12 protein-coding genes and 1 pseudogene are annotated in these 12,902 nt (G+C 68.0%); 7 read left to right on the plus strand and 6 right to left on the minus strand.

The window, feature by feature from the left end:
• Positions 1-306 precede the first annotated feature (306 nt).
• From AC1PLS_RS04740 to AC1PLS_RS04750, 3 genes and pseudogenes are all read left to right on the plus strand, one after another.
• Positions 307-2,052, plus strand: a complete 1,746-nt coding sequence (locus tag AC1PLS_RS04740) for a S8 family peptidase (protein ID WP_024938591.1) — start codon at positions 307-309, stop codon at positions 2,050-2,052.
• Positions 2,053-2,303: 251 nt separating this feature from the next.
• Positions 2,304-3,713, plus strand: coding sequence for a S8 family peptidase (locus AC1PLS_RS04745; protein ID WP_024938590.1), 1,410 nt, complete (start codon positions 2,304-2,306; stop codon positions 3,711-3,713).
• A gap of 366 nt (positions 3,714-4,079) precedes the next feature.
• Positions 4,080-5,776, plus strand: a pseudogene (locus AC1PLS_RS04750) (S8 family peptidase).
• 201 nt (positions 5,777-5,977) lie between these two features.
• Here the strand turns inward: AC1PLS_RS04750 and ybaK are convergent.
• The 4 genes from ybaK to wrbA form a co-directional block, all read right to left on the minus strand.
• The gene (gene ybaK, locus AC1PLS_RS04755) at positions 5,978-6,451 is read right to left on the minus strand and encodes a Cys-tRNA(Pro) deacylase (protein ID WP_054591331.1); all 474 of its coding nucleotides are present in this window, start codon (positions 6,449-6,451) and stop codon (positions 5,978-5,980) included.
• A 4-nt stretch (positions 6,452-6,455) separates the two neighbouring features.
• Positions 6,456-6,941, minus strand: coding sequence for an asparaginase domain-containing protein (locus AC1PLS_RS04760; protein ID WP_016900703.1), 486 nt, complete (start codon positions 6,939-6,941; stop codon positions 6,456-6,458).
• Positions 6,942-7,026: 85 nt separating this feature from the next.
• Positions 7,027-7,371, minus strand: coding sequence for a DUF2069 domain-containing protein (locus tag AC1PLS_RS04765; protein ID WP_047128204.1), 345 nt, complete (start codon positions 7,369-7,371; stop codon positions 7,027-7,029).
• Positions 7,368-8,024: an NAD(P)H:quinone oxidoreductase gene (gene wrbA, locus AC1PLS_RS04770; RefSeq protein ID WP_184432000.1), complete on the minus strand. Its 657-nt coding sequence runs from the start codon at positions 8,022-8,024 to the stop codon at positions 7,368-7,370. Before wrbA ends, AC1PLS_RS04765 begins: the two co-directional genes overlap by 4 nt.
• A gap of 51 nt (positions 8,025-8,075) precedes the next feature.
• Here wrbA and AC1PLS_RS04775 point away from each other — a divergent pair, with 51 nt between their 5' ends.
• The 4 genes from AC1PLS_RS04775 to AC1PLS_RS04790 all read left to right on the plus strand — a co-directional run bounded on the left by AC1PLS_RS04775 (position 8,076) and on the right by AC1PLS_RS04790 (position 11,532).
• On the plus strand, positions 8,076-9,353 hold the full coding sequence (locus tag AC1PLS_RS04775) for a YihY family inner membrane protein (protein WP_024938585.1): 1,278 nt from the start codon (positions 8,076-8,078) through the stop codon (positions 9,351-9,353).
• On the plus strand, positions 9,350-9,958 hold the full coding sequence (locus AC1PLS_RS04780) for a TlpA family protein disulfide reductase (RefSeq protein ID WP_104568879.1): 609 nt from the start codon (positions 9,350-9,352) through the stop codon (positions 9,956-9,958). The genes AC1PLS_RS04775 and AC1PLS_RS04780 overlap by 4 nt, the downstream gene beginning before the upstream one ends.
• Positions 9,958-10,224, plus strand: coding sequence for an acylphosphatase (locus tag AC1PLS_RS04785; protein ID WP_024938583.1), 267 nt, complete (start codon positions 9,958-9,960; stop codon positions 10,222-10,224). Before AC1PLS_RS04780 ends, AC1PLS_RS04785 begins: the two co-directional genes overlap by 1 nt.
• A gap of 84 nt (positions 10,225-10,308) precedes the next feature.
• Entirely contained in the window at positions 10,309-11,532 is a 1,224-nt protein-coding gene (locus AC1PLS_RS04790; RefSeq protein WP_126966979.1) for a hypothetical protein, read from the plus strand.
• Here AC1PLS_RS04790 and ppk2 read toward each other — a convergent pair.
• Together ppk2 and moaB are read right to left on the minus strand one after the other, a co-directional pair.
• Positions 11,514-12,296 carry a polyphosphate kinase 2 gene (gene ppk2 / locus AC1PLS_RS04795; protein WP_024938581.1) on the minus strand — a complete coding sequence of 261 codons (783 nt, stop codon included), beginning with the start codon at positions 12,294-12,296 and terminating at the stop codon, positions 11,514-11,516. The two genes, AC1PLS_RS04790 and ppk2, sit on opposite strands and share 19 nt — an antisense overlap.
• Before the next feature lie 30 nt (positions 12,297-12,326).
• Positions 12,327-12,845 carry a molybdenum cofactor biosynthesis protein B gene (moaB, locus tag AC1PLS_RS04800; protein ID WP_024938580.1) on the minus strand — a complete coding sequence of 173 codons (519 nt, stop codon included), beginning with the start codon at positions 12,843-12,845 and terminating at the stop codon, positions 12,327-12,329.
• Positions 12,846-12,902: the final 57 nt, after the last annotated feature.

The following is a 12,902-nucleotide window of genomic DNA, read 5'->3' on the forward strand; positions in this document are numbered from 1 at the left end:
ATCGCGTCAAAAAAGGCCTCTGTGCGGTCGCGCAGGGGCCTTTTTTTTGGGGCAACGCAGCAGGTGTGTGCCAATTCATGTCCGGATGTGTCGTCAACTGGCTGAACGGTGCCGTACGGTGTCACAAATCTGATATTTAATTTTTCGAAAGTGCGAACTTCTTATTGTCCAGTCTGGTTGTAGTGCGGTAGGTTCGCTGAACGGATCGATAACAGGGGATCGGTCCGGGACCTCGGTGCTGACCTATGGAAGGCGGCACCGGCTACCACCGCTACGGCGGTTCTCTTTGATCTAGAAGGGAATTCGATGTCGAACGAGTCTTTCCGCAAGCGCCCCCGCGCACTGACCATCCTGAGCGCAGCTGCGCTGACCTCGTTGTTGCTGGCAACCCCGGCCTTTGCCGGCGAGGTGTATCTGGATGGCCTGGCCACCGCCCAAACCCACCAGAAATTCATCGTGACCTATAAGGACGGCAGCACCGCGCTGGCCAGTCCAACCGCGCTGAGCACCTCGCTGCGCACCGCCGCGCGCGCTGTTCCGGCCAAGGCCGGCAAGGCGTTGGGCCTGAACTCGGTGCGCCGCCTGGCGCTGGGACCGGAGCTGGTCAAGGCCGACCGTGCACTCGACCGTGCCGAAGCCGAGACCCTGATGCGCCAACTGGCCTCCGACCCCAACGTGCAGAGCGTGGAAGTTGACCAGATCCTGCACGCCACGCTGACCCCGAACGACACCCGCCTGTCCGAGCAGTGGGCCTTCGGCACCACCAATGCCGGCCTCAATATCCGCCCGGCCTGGGACAAGGCCACCGGCGCCAATGTGGTGGTGGCGGTGATCGACACCGGCATCACCACCCATGCCGATCTCAACGCCAACATCCTGCCGGGCTACGACTTCATCAGCGATGCCGCCACGGCGCGCGATGGCAACGGGCGCGACAGCAATCCCGCCGACGAAGGCGACTGGTACGCCGCCAATGAATGCGGCTCCGGTATTCCCGCCGCCAACTCCAGCTGGCATGGCACCCATGTGGCCGGCACGGTGGCCGCAGTGACCAACAACACCACCGGCGTGGCGGGGACCGCCTACAACGCCAAGGTCGTGCCGGTGCGCGTACTCGGCAAGTGCGGCGGCTCGCTGTCGGATATCGCCGACGCCATCATCTGGGCCTCCGGCGGCAGCGTCAGCGGCGTGCCGGCCAACGCCAATCCGGCCGAAGTGATCAACATGTCGCTTGGCGGCGGCGGTACCTGCTCGACCACCATGCAGAATGCGATCAGCGGTGCGGTATCGCGCGGCACCACGGTGGTGGTGGCGGCAGGCAACGATTCTGCCAACGTGTCCGGTTCGCTGCCGGCCAACTGCGCCAACGTGATCGCGGTGGCAGCCACCACCTCGGCCGGCGCCAAGGCCAGCTATTCCAACTTCGGCACCGGGATCGACGTGTCGGCGCCGGGCTCGGCGATCCTGTCCACACTCAACAGCGGCACCACCACCCCGGGCAGCGCCAGCTACGCGTCCTACAACGGTACCTCGATGGCGGCGCCGCATGTGGCCGGCGTGGTCGCGCTGGTGCAGTCGGTCGCGCCGAGCGCACTTACGCCGGCCGCCGTGGAAACCCTGTTGAAGAACACCGCGCGTGCGCTGCCGGGCGCCTGCTCGGGCGGCTGCGGCGCCGGCATCGTCAATGCGGATGCGGCGGTGACTGCCGCCATCAGTGGCAGCAATGGCGGCGGCGGTGGCGGCACCGGCAACACCCTGACCAACGGCACGCCGGTCACCGGACTGGGCGCAGCCACGGGTGCGGAACTGAACTACACCATTGCAGTGCCGGCCGGTAGCGGCACGCTGACCGTGGCGATCAGCGGCGGCAGCGGCGATGCAGACCTGTACGTGCGTGCCGGCAGTGCGCCGACCGACACCACCTACACCTGCCGTCCGTACCGCAGCGGCAATGCCGAGACCTGCAGCATCAGCGCGCCGTCTGGCACTTACTACGTGCGCCTCAAGGCGTACAGCACGTTCTCCGGCGTGACCTTGCGCGCCAGCTACTGAGGCACGTCGGCACTGCCTGGCCCCGGCCAGGCAGTGCCGATCCGATCCGCTTCACCCCATCAGCGACCTATTGCCCACGTCTGCCGCATCGGCAGGCGCCGGCGGTGTGTTGCCGCTCGACCGGAATGGACATCGGTCAGTCGTCTCGCCGGGCGCCCGCGCCCGTGCACTGCCTGACCCGATCCGCAGCACGTGGAGCCGGTTTGGCCATCTCGCCGCAATTGCGGTACCTCTCAATTAAGGAACGATCGATGTCCAATGTGTCGCAACGTCGTGCGCCCACGCGCGCGCTGGTGGTTCTAGGTGTGTCCGCGCTGACTTCGCTGCTGGCAGTGCCGGCGTTTGCTGGTCAGGTCAATCTTTCCGGGCTGGATTCGCAGCCCACCCTGGACCGCTTCATCGTCAAGTACCGGGACGGTTCCAGCGCCGCGGTGAGCCCGACCTCGCTGCGCGCATCGCTCAATTCGGTCGCCACCGCCGTGCCGGCGCGCGCTGGCCGCGCGCTGGGCCTGAATCACGTGCGTCGCACCGCGCTGGGGTCGGAAGTGCTCAAGACTGACCGTGGCCTGGACCGTGCCGAGGCCGAGACGCTGATGCGCCGGATCGCCGCCGACCCGAGCGTGGAGTACGTGGAAGTCGATCAGATCATGTACCCGACGCTGACCCCCAACGACACCCGTCTGTCCGAGCAGTGGGGTTTCGGCACCACCGCCTCGAGCATCAACGTGCGTCCGGCCTGGGATACCGCCACCGGCACCGGTGTGGTGGTGGCAGTGATCGACACCGGCATCACCAGCCACCCGGACCTCAACGCCAACGTGCTGCCGGGCTACGACTTCATCAGCGACGCGGCGCGTGCGCGTGACAACAATGGCCGCGACAACAACCCGGCCGACCAGGGCGACTGGCGCGCAGCCAACCAATGCGGCTCCGGCGTGGCAGCGGCCAACTCCAGCTGGCACGGGACCCATGTGGCCGGCACCATTGCTGCGGTCACCAACAACAGCACCGGCGTGGCGGGGACCGCATTCAATGCGCGCATCGTGCCGGTGCGTGCGCTGGGCCTGTGCGGCGGCACCACCTCCGACATTGCCGACGCAATCGTGTGGGCATCCGGCGGCACCGTCTCCGGCGTGCCGGCCAATGCCAATCCGGCCGAAGTGATCAACATGTCGCTGGGCGGCAACGGCACCTGCTCGAGCACCTACCAGAACGCCATCAATGGCGCGGTATCGCGCGGCACCACGGTGGTGGTGGCGGCCGGCAACAGCAATGCCAACGTGGCCAACTTCACCCCGGCCAGCTGCGCCAACGTGATTTCGGTGGCGTCGATCACCTCGGCCGGTGCGCGTTCGAGCTTCTCCAACTTCGGCAGCACCATCGACATCTCCGGCCCGGGCTCGGCGATCCTGTCCACGCTCAACAGCGGCACCACCACGCCGGGCAGCGCCAGCTACGCCTCCTACAACGGTACGTCGATGGCGGCACCGCACGTGGCCGGCGTGGTGGCGCTGGTGCAGTCGGTGGCCAGTCGTCCGCTGACCCCGGCGGCGGTGGAAACGCTGTTGAAGAACACCGCGCGTCCGCTGCCGGGCGCCTGCTCGGGCGGCTGCGGTGCCGGCATCGTCAACGCGGCCGGTGCGGTCAGCCAGACCCCGTAAGACGCCTCGCGGTGCCAGCGGCCGAGCCGTTGGCACCGCTGCGGTCTGCGTGATGCGGTGTGTCTGCAGCACGCTCGATACCCCCATTGCCCCGCCAAAGTGCGGGGCAATGGCGTTTTGGGGGCAGCGCTGGAGGGTGGGACGGCGCGGTCCTGGCCGCCGCCGGCATCTGCCTCTCGAGCGGCCACCTTAACCAACCCGGTGGTTCGCCACGCCTGGCCAGCGATACCGGCTCAGGTCCGCGCATACCCGGTCGATAGCGTGGGCAGGTGGGCAGCGACGCCAGTCGGCGCGCCTCACCACGATGCAAGGGCGGCACAGATGTGCCCTCGTTTGCACCACGACATCCCGGGGAGGGGTCGATCCATGCGTTATTTACCGTTCAAGGGGCTGCGCCATGTCGCGCTGGCCTGTGCACTGCTATGCGGCACTGCGCCTGCATTTGCTGGCGACGTCAGCCTGCAGGGGCTGGGGTCGGCGTCCGCCCATCAGCGTTCATCGTCAGCTACAAGGACAGCAGCGCCGGCAACCGTGGGCGCCTGAGTGGCTCGCTGCGTGAGATCGCCCGTGCGGTGCCGGCGCGGCGCGGGCGAGCGCTTGGCCTGTCGTCGTCGCGCTGGCTCGGGGTCGGGCCGCAATTGCTGGTGGCCGATCGCGCGCTGGACCGGGTCGATGCGGAAACCCTGATGCGTCGTCTGGCGGCCGACCCGGCGGTCAAGCGCGTGGAAGTGGACATGCTGCTGCGCCCGATGCTGGTGCCCAACGACAGCCGCCTGTCCGAGCAATGGGCGCTGGGGACCACCAGCGCCGGCATCAACGTGCGCCCGGCCTGGGACAAGGCCACCGGCAAGGGCGCGGTGGTGGCGGTGATCGATACCGGCGTGACCGCGCATCCGGAGCTGTCGGCCAATGTGCTGGCTGGCTATGACTTCATCAGCGATGCCTTCATCGCCCGCGATGGCAACGCGCGCGATACCGATGCCGCCGATCCGGGCGACTGGGCCGCGGCCAACGAGTGCGGCAGCGGCGCAAGCGCGTCCAGTTCCAGCTGGCATGGCACCCATGTGGCCGGCATCGTCGCGGCCGCCGCCAACAATGGCGCCGGCACTGCGGGCGTGGCGTTCAATGCAAAGGTGCTGCCGGTGCGCGTGCTGGGCCGTTGCGGCGGCTACCTGTCCGACATCGCCGATGCGATCGTGTGGGCCTCCGGCGGCACGGTGTCCGGCGTGCCGGCCAATCCGACCCCGGCCAGGGTGATCAACCTGTCGCTGGGCGGCATCGGTTCCTGTTCCACCACCTTGAGCAATGCGATCGCCAGCGCGGTGTCGCGCGGCACCAGCGTGGTGGTGGCTGCCGGCAACAGCAATATCGACGTATCCAAAAGCGTGCCGGCCAATTGCCCGAACGTGATCGCGGTGGCGGCGACCACCTCGGCCGGGGCCAAGGCCAGCTTTTCCAACTTCGGCCAGGGCGTGGATATCGCCGCGCCGGGGCAGGCGATTCTGTCCACGCTCAACAGCGGCAGCACGGCGGTGGGCACCCCAGGTTACGCGGTCTACAGCGGCACCTCGATGGCGGCGCCGCATGTGGCTGGCGTGGTGGCATTGATGCAGTCGGTGGCGCTCAATCCGCTCAGTGCGGCCAGCGTCGAAGCGATGCTCAAGAGCACGGCGCGTGCATTGCCGGTGGCGTGTCCGCAGGGGTGTGGGGCAGGGTTGGTCAACGCCGATGGTGCGGTGGCTGCGGTGATCGCCTCGACCACCCTGACCAGCAATGCAGCACGCAACGGCCTGGCCGCAGCCACCGGTGGCTCGCTGTATTACCAGGTCAACGTGCCCGCAGGCACGCGCAGCCTGCGGGTGGCGCTCAGCGGTGGTAGCGGCAATGCCGACCTGTCGCTGCGTGCCGGCGCATTGCCGAGCGATACCGCCTACAACTGCCGCACTGCGGTGGTGGGCAATGCCGACAGCTGCACGCTGAGCGCACCCGCGCCAGGGGTGTATTACGTGCGGCTCAAGGCCACGCTGGCGTTCTCGGCGGTCACGCTGGTGGCCACGTACTGAGCGTGCCCGGAGTCCTGCGCCGGTGGCGTGCAGGACTCCGGTCATCCTTGGGGCGTGATCTTGCATCGGCCATGTGGCGCTGGCGATGCCTCACGCCGCAGCGGAGGTGCGTGATCGCTGCCGCGAACCGGAGCCACCTTTGGATTTCCAGATGCCGGCTTGCGTCAGCCGGCCCGCACGCGGCGCGGTGTCTCGCCGCGGCTAGTCGCAAACACTGCAGGGCCGCGCCCGCAATGCGGCAACGATGCCATCGCCCGGCAATTCCAGCAGCAAGCCGCGTTGCCCGGCGTTGATCCACAGCGACGGGGCATCCAGTGCACTGGCTTCGATCAGGACCGGCGCCTGGCGTTGCTGCCCCAGCGGGCTGATGCCGCCGACCTTGTAGCCGGTGCGACGCTCGGCATCGGCCACCTCCATCATGCGCGCCGACTTGCCGTTGCAGGCACTGGCCAGTTTCTTCAGCGACACCCGGCGATCGCACGGAATCACCACGCACACCGCCTCGTCGTCGACCCAGGCCATCAATGTTTTCAGCACCGTGTGCGGCACCAGTCCCAGGGCGTTCGCCGCCTGCACGCCCTTCGCGTCGGCATCGGCCTGGTAGGCGTAGGGGTGCAACACATAGGCCACGCCGGCGGCATCCAATGCCTTGGTCGCGCGGGTGGCCTTGCTCATGGCGTCAGAGCGATTCGAAGCGGTTGGCGGCGACGTTCTTGCGCACCTTTTCCGGATTCCAGATGCGCCCGTTCATGGCGATGTACACGCCCGCCGGCAGCGACTGCACCGCGCCGACCGCGCAGCCGATGTTGAACTCGGCATCGGAGCCGCGAAAGCGCGCCGGATTGAGCGCGCCGGTCATCACGATGGTCTTGTCTGCGATCGACTGCAGCACCTTGCCGGTTTCCACCATCGAGTCGGTGCCGTGGGTGATCAGCACGTGGCGGGTCGGCTGGGCGGCAATGGTGGCGCGCACCAGTTCGCGGTCGGCGTCGGTGATGTGCAGCGAATCCTTGCGGATGATCGGAATCACCGAGAAGCGGAAGGTCACGCCCAGCTCCTTGAGGATCTGGCCGATCTGCGGGTCGCCGATCTGGTAGTCCGATTTGTCGTCGAAGTAGATCTTGTCGATCGTGCCACCGGTGGTGACGATCAGGAGGTCTTCCATTGCTGCGGGTCCTTCAAACGGGCGCGGTGCAGGCCGCGCGAGGGCCGTCATGATACGACCCCGGCGCGGGTGCTGCCCAAGCGGGTCAACGTGGAGGGCGCTTGCGGCCGAAGCGCGCCGCCATGCCGGGGCCGCCCACCAATGCCACCACCAGCAGGGCCAGCAGTACTTCCAGCCAGGCCAGCCCACGTGCCTGCGGCTGGCTCCAGGCGGCCATCACGCCGTGACTGAACCAGCCCAGCGCGAACACGCCGGCCCAGAAACGCGCACGTGCGCTGCGCAGCGCCAGCGCGGCCATCAGCGCCGGCGGCAGTGCGAACACCAGCAGCGCCGCGGTGCGGTGGCGGTCGTCGTGAAACCAGCTCACGAACAGCACCGTCAGCGCGATCAGCGCGGCCGTCAGCAGCCAGTGCGTGGCACGCACGCTCATGGGCTGGCCAGGCGCCGGGCGATATCGGCCACCCGGCGACCCAGCGCACGCGCCAGCAGCGCTTCGTCCTCGCTCGGTTGCGGGTCGTCGCCGGCACCGGAGACATGGCTGGCGCCATACGGCGTGCCGCCGCTGGTGGTATGGCTGAGCGCCGGCTCGGTGAACGGGATGCCGACGATCAGGCAGCCGTGGTGCAGCAGCGGCAGGTGCATCGACAGCAAGGTGGATTCCTGGCCGCCGTGCATCGAGGCGGTGGAAGTGAACACGCCTGCCGGCTTGCCGGCCAGGATGCCGCTGGCCCACTCGGCACCCAGGCCGTCGAGGAAATGCTTCATCGGCGCGGCCATGTTGCCGAAGCGGGTCGGGCTGCCCAGCAGCAAGCCGCTGCACTCGGCCAGATCGGCCTTGTCCACATACGGCGCGCCCTCGTCCGGCACCGGCGGGGCGCTGGTCTGGGTCACCGCCGCTACCGGCGGTACCGTGCGCAGCCGCGCGCCCATGCCCGGTACTTCGCCGATGCCGCGCGCGATCTGCCGCGCCAGCCGCGCCACCGAACCGCCACGGCTGTAATACAGCACCAGAATCTCCGCCATCGCGCATCTACCGCCTGTGTGAGTTGCCGCAGTATCGGCCAAGCCACCGCCTGCCTGCACGCCGCAGTTGCGGCAAGGCCGCGATGACGGCGCATCGGGTACCCTTGCGCGATGTTGCGCGTGAACAAAATCCACCAATGGAAAGAACGGCTGCGCGACCGCGCGCGGACGGTCAGCTTCGGGCGCTTCCTGTGGCGCCGCTTTCTCGACGACCGCCTGTTCCAGGCGGCCGCCTCGCTCGCCTACACCACGGTGTTCGCGCTGGTGCCGCTGGCGATCGTGGTGTTCGGGGTGCTGTCGGCGTTCCCGGCCTTCAACGAGTGGAAGGACGCGCTGACCGACTTCATCTTCAACAACTTCGTGCCCGGCGCGGCACGCTCGGTGCAGAACTACCTCAATCGTTCGCTGGAGGATCTGGGCAAGTTCACCGTGGCCGGTATGGTCGCGCTGGTGGCCTCGCTGCTGATCACCCTGCATAGCATCGAGCAGACCTTCAACAGCATCTGGCGGGTGGCCGCCGCACGGCCGAAGGTGACACGCTTCCTGATCTACTGGACGGTGCTGACCCTGGGCACGATGCTGGCCGCCGCCTCGATGGCGATGGCCGCCTACGTGTTCGCGCTGCCGCTGTTCCGCACCACCGAAGGCCAGTGGCTGGCCGAATTCGCCTGGCGGCTGGCGCCGATGGCGGTGGAATTCGTCTGCATCGTGCTGATCTACCGCGTGGTGCCGCAGCATGGGGTACGCCTGCGGCATGCGCTGCCGGGCGCGTTGCTGGCGGTGATCCTGATGGAAATCGTCAAATGGGGCTTCGGCTTCTATCTGGGCAATTTCCAGACCTACCAGCGCATTTACGGCGCGCTGTCGGCGCTGCCGATCCTGCTGTTGTGGATCTACCTGAGCTGGGTCTCGGTGCTGCTGGGCGCCTCGCTGGCCTCCTCGATGGCGGCATTCCGCTACCAGCCCGAAGCGATGCGGCTGCCGCCGGGTTTCGAGATCTATGGCCTGCTGCGCCTGCTCGGCCGCTTCCGCCAGGCACGCATCCACGGCAACGGCCTGGATGAAGACCGCATCCTGGCGCTGGAGCCGATGCTCACCGACACGCTGATGCAGGAGTTGCTGTGCGAACTCAAACGCATCCGCCTGTTGCGCCGCGACGAGCGCGGCCAATGGCTGCTGGCGCGCGACCTGGACGTGGTGCCGCTGGCCGAACTCTACGAAAGCTGCCAGCTGCGCGTGCCGATCGAAGACCGCCCCCTGCCGTGCCGCGACGATGCCTACGGCCAGGCCGCTGCCGCTGCGCTGGAACAACTGCGCCAACCCTTGCGCAGCGTGCTGGCGCAACCGGTCGGCGACCTCTACACCCACCTTCCCGGAGACCTCCCATGACCGTGCGCCTTGTGCGCGGCGCCTGTGCGCTGCTGTTGCCGCTGTTGCTGCTGACCGCCTGCAAGCCCACCGGCGAGGGCACGCCCTCCGCCGGCGGTGCAGCGCCGGCGACCACCGCACAGACGCCGCAAAAGCCGGCCGCTCCCGCCGACCCGGCCAGCCCAACCGACACCTCGGTGGTGCAGCAGACCGCCGAGATGCCCAAGCTGTCGCTGCCGACCGTGACCGGCGAGGCCTACGACCTGGCCGCGCATCGCGGCAAGTGGGTGGTGGTCAATTTCTGGGCCACCTGGTGCGCGCCGTGCCTGAAGGAAATGCCCGAGCTGTCGGCGCTGCACACCATGCGCGACACCGTCGAAGTGGTGGGCCTGGCCTATGAAGACATCAGCAGCGCCGACATGCAGGCGTTCCTGAAGGACCACCCGGTGTCGTACCCGATCGCCATCCTCGACCCCTACCAGCCGCCGCAGGACTTCGCCACGCCGCGCGGCTTGCCGATGACGTATCTGATCGGGCCGGACGGCAAGGTGGCCAAGCAGTTCCTCGGCCCGGTGACCGCACGCGACATCGAGACGGCGGTGGGCATCACCGGCAAGGCCGGCTGATGCAGGCGGCGCGCTTTATCGTCACCGGCGTGGTGCAGGGCGTGTGGTTCCGCGCCTCCACCCGCGAGCGTGCGGTTGCGCTGGGCCTGCGTGGGCATGCGCGCAACCAGCCCGACGGCAGCGTGGAAGTGGTCGCCGCCGGGCCAGACGCCGCGCTGGATGCGCTGGAAACCTGGTTATGGCAAGGCCCGCCGGCGGCCAGGGTCGCGGCGGTGACCCGCACGCCCTGCGCGCCGCCGCCGACTGAAGAATTTGTAACTGGCTGAGTCGCCGCCAGTCGAGCAGGCCAACAGACTTGCGATGCGTCGCCGATAACCTTGTCAGCGCGATCAGGCGTGCAGGGGGAATATATGGCCGCTCCATCTCAAGATCACACCGACGGGCAGGAACTGCCTACCCGCAACCGTCGCCTGGCGCAGCTGGCGCCATGGCTGTACCTGGGCGTCCTGTCGGGCAGTGGCTGGCTGCTGTTTCTGCAGCCGCAGACCCGCGTGCTGCAGCCGGGGCAGGCGGCCACCAGCTGGCTGCTGGCCTGGATCTTCGGCGGCATCGTGATCGCTGCGGTGCTGTGGAGCCTGAAGCTCGCACGTCACGGCCTGGGCGCGTCCGCTGCCAGCTATCCGCTGTCGGCGCGTCTGCCCGATTCCTGGGCCGACGCCTACGCAGCCCTGTTGCGCCCGGCCCCCGCGGTGCCGCTGTCGGCCTCCAGGCCGGATCCCGCCGGCACCCAACGCGGCGCAGCCTGGCACCGTTTCGGCGGCGGCATGCTCAACGTGGAGAATTTCGATCCCAACGACGCCACCCGCGCGCCCTGGGACACCCTCGATGCCCAGGCCTGCATCGCGCGTCTGGACGATCTCCGTCCGGCCTGGCAGAACGCCACCGCCAACCGCGCGCTGCAACAGGAGCGTCGCTATTGGCTGGACGTGGTGCTGTCGCTGCTCGACCACGGCGTGATGCGCCCGCTGCAGGACGGCTACCTGCCCGACACCGCCACGCTGCGCACCGAACGTTTCCTGCTCGGCGCCGATGCCGGCCCGATCGTCCTGGCCGAAGTGCCGGCACTGTTCGCACGCCGCCTAGCGCTGGCGATCGAGACCATGCCAGCCCCGCAGCGCGAGGCGGCCGGCGTCCAGTGGCGTCTGCTGCAGCAATTGCACGGTCTGGTTGCCGAGAGCCGCATGCTGGACGAGCGCTCGCAGGTCATCCAGGTGCTTGCATGGAACCCGGATGTGGACCTGGATCAGGTCGAAGTGGCCTACATCCTGGCTGCCGAGTACCGCCAGGGCATGCGCGACTGGTTGCGCCGCGCCGCGCTGGTGCGTTTGCCCGACAGCGCGCTACGCCTGGACGAAGTGCTGCTGTCGTCCTGCAGCCCGCTCGGTGCGCAGGCCGACGACGTCGACTACATCGAAGCGATGCGCCCGCTGCATCGCGGTTTCATGCAGCTGTTCAGTCAGCGCCTGAGCCAGCTGGTGCTGCAGGCCGAGCAGGCCGAACGCCAGGCCGGCCTGTATCCGTTGCCGCGCGCCACCGCGGCCAGCGACGAGATCTCTCAGGACTGGCCGGCGTAATCGTCGATCGGTTCCAGCACGCCGTAACGTTCCTTGTGCGGCTTGCCGTCCAGTGGCGGCAGCTGCAGCGTGTCATCTGGCACCGCGGTGTCCGGGAGCCGATCCAGCAGATTGCGGATCAGGCTCAACCGGCCGCGCTTCTGGTCGTTGAAATCCACCAGCGTCCACGGCGCGTCCGGCGTATGCGTCACCTCGAGCATGCGCTCACGCGCGGCGGTGTAGTCCTCGTACTTGCTGCGTGACTGCAGGTCCACCGGCGACAGCTTCCAGCCCTTGAGCGGATCTTCCTGGCGTTCGGCAAAGCGCTGTTCCTGCTCGGCCTGATCCACGCACAGCCAGTACTTGAACAACAGGATGCCGTCGTCGACCAGCAGTTGTTCGAAGCGCGGCGCCTGCTCCAGGAACGCGTCGTATTGCGCGTCGGTGCAATAGCCCATCACCCGTTCCACGCCGGCGCGGTTGTACCAGCTGCGATCCATCAGCACCAACTCGCCGGCCGCCGGCAGGTGCGCCACATAGCGCTGGAAATACCATTGCGTGCTTTCGCGATCGTTGGGTGTCGGCAACGCCACCACCCGGCACTGGCGCGGGTTCAGATGGCTGGCGATGGCCTGGATCACACCGCCCTTGCCGGCGGTGTCGCGGCCTTCCACCAGTACCAGCGCGCGCTGGTTGGTATGCCGCAGCCAGCGCGCCATGTTGACCAGTTCCAGCTGCAGCGGTGCCAGCAACTTCTTGTAGGCCTTGCGTTTCAGGTGCGACATGCGCGTTCCAACAGCGATGGAGCGCGCAGGCTATTCGCCCAGACGTGGACGCAGTGTCGCCAGATTGCAGGGCTTGGTCCGCGCATCCAGCTGCGCACGCACGATCTTTTCCCAGGCCGTGCGGCAGGCCGAGGTGGAGCCGGGCAGGCAGAACACGAAACTGTGATTGGCCAGCCCCGCAAACGCGCGCGACTGCAGTGACGAGGTACCGATTTCGTCGACACTGACCGCGCGGAACAACTCGCCGAAACCGGGCATGGTCTTGTCCAGCAACGGGGTGATCGCCTCCGGCGTGCTGTCACGGCCGGTAAAGCCGGTGCCGCCAGTGATCAGGATCCCGTCGACCTGCGCATCGGCGATCCACGCAGAGACGATCGCGCGCATGCGGTAGCGATCGTCCGGACACAGGGCGCGCTCGTGCAGCACGTGACCGTCGTGAGTGAGGGCATCGACCAGATAGTCGCCGGAGCGATCATCGGCCAGCGTGCGGCTGTCGGACACCGTCAGCACGCACAGGTGCAAGGGAATGAAGTCGGGATTGGAAGGCATGCCCCAAGCCTAGCGAGCCGGAACGACCGGGTACAGCACCACGGCGTGAAGCCGCAC

It is taken from the genome of Xanthomonas sp. NCPPB 3218, from assembly GCF_056725185.1.

Coding starts and splice junctions, on each gene's coding strand:
- AC1PLS_RS04775 (WP_024938585.1), top strand. CDS start 8,076: ATGTTGCGCGTGAACAAAATCCACCAATGGAAAGAACGGCTGCGCGAC.
- AC1PLS_RS04790 (WP_126966979.1), top strand. CDS start 10,309: ATGGCCGCTCCATCTCAAGATCACACCGACGGGCAGGAACTGCCTACC.
- AC1PLS_RS04745 (WP_024938590.1), top strand. CDS start 2,304: ATGTCCAATGTGTCGCAACGTCGTGCGCCCACGCGCGCGCTGGTGGTT.
- AC1PLS_RS04785 (WP_024938583.1), top strand. CDS start 9,958: ATGCAGGCGGCGCGCTTTATCGTCACCGGCGTGGTGCAGGGCGTGTGG.
- moaB (WP_024938580.1), bottom strand. CDS start 12,845: ATGCCTTCCAATCCCGACTTCATTCCCTTGCACCTGTGCGTGCTGACG.
- AC1PLS_RS04765 (WP_047128204.1), bottom strand. CDS start 7,371: ATGAGCGTGCGTGCCACGCACTGGCTGCTGACGGCCGCGCTGATCGCG.
- AC1PLS_RS04740 (WP_024938591.1), top strand. CDS start 307: ATGTCGAACGAGTCTTTCCGCAAGCGCCCCCGCGCACTGACCATCCTG.
- AC1PLS_RS04780 (WP_104568879.1), top strand. CDS start 9,350: ATGACCGTGCGCCTTGTGCGCGGCGCCTGTGCGCTGCTGTTGCCGCTG.
- AC1PLS_RS04760 (WP_016900703.1), bottom strand. CDS start 6,941: ATGGAAGACCTCCTGATCGTCACCACCGGTGGCACGATCGACAAGATC.
- ppk2 (WP_024938581.1), bottom strand. CDS start 12,296: ATGTCGCACCTGAAACGCAAGGCCTACAAGAAGTTGCTGGCACCGCTG.
- ybaK (WP_054591331.1), bottom strand. CDS start 6,451: ATGAGCAAGGCCACCCGCGCGACCAAGGCATTGGATGCCGCCGGCGTG.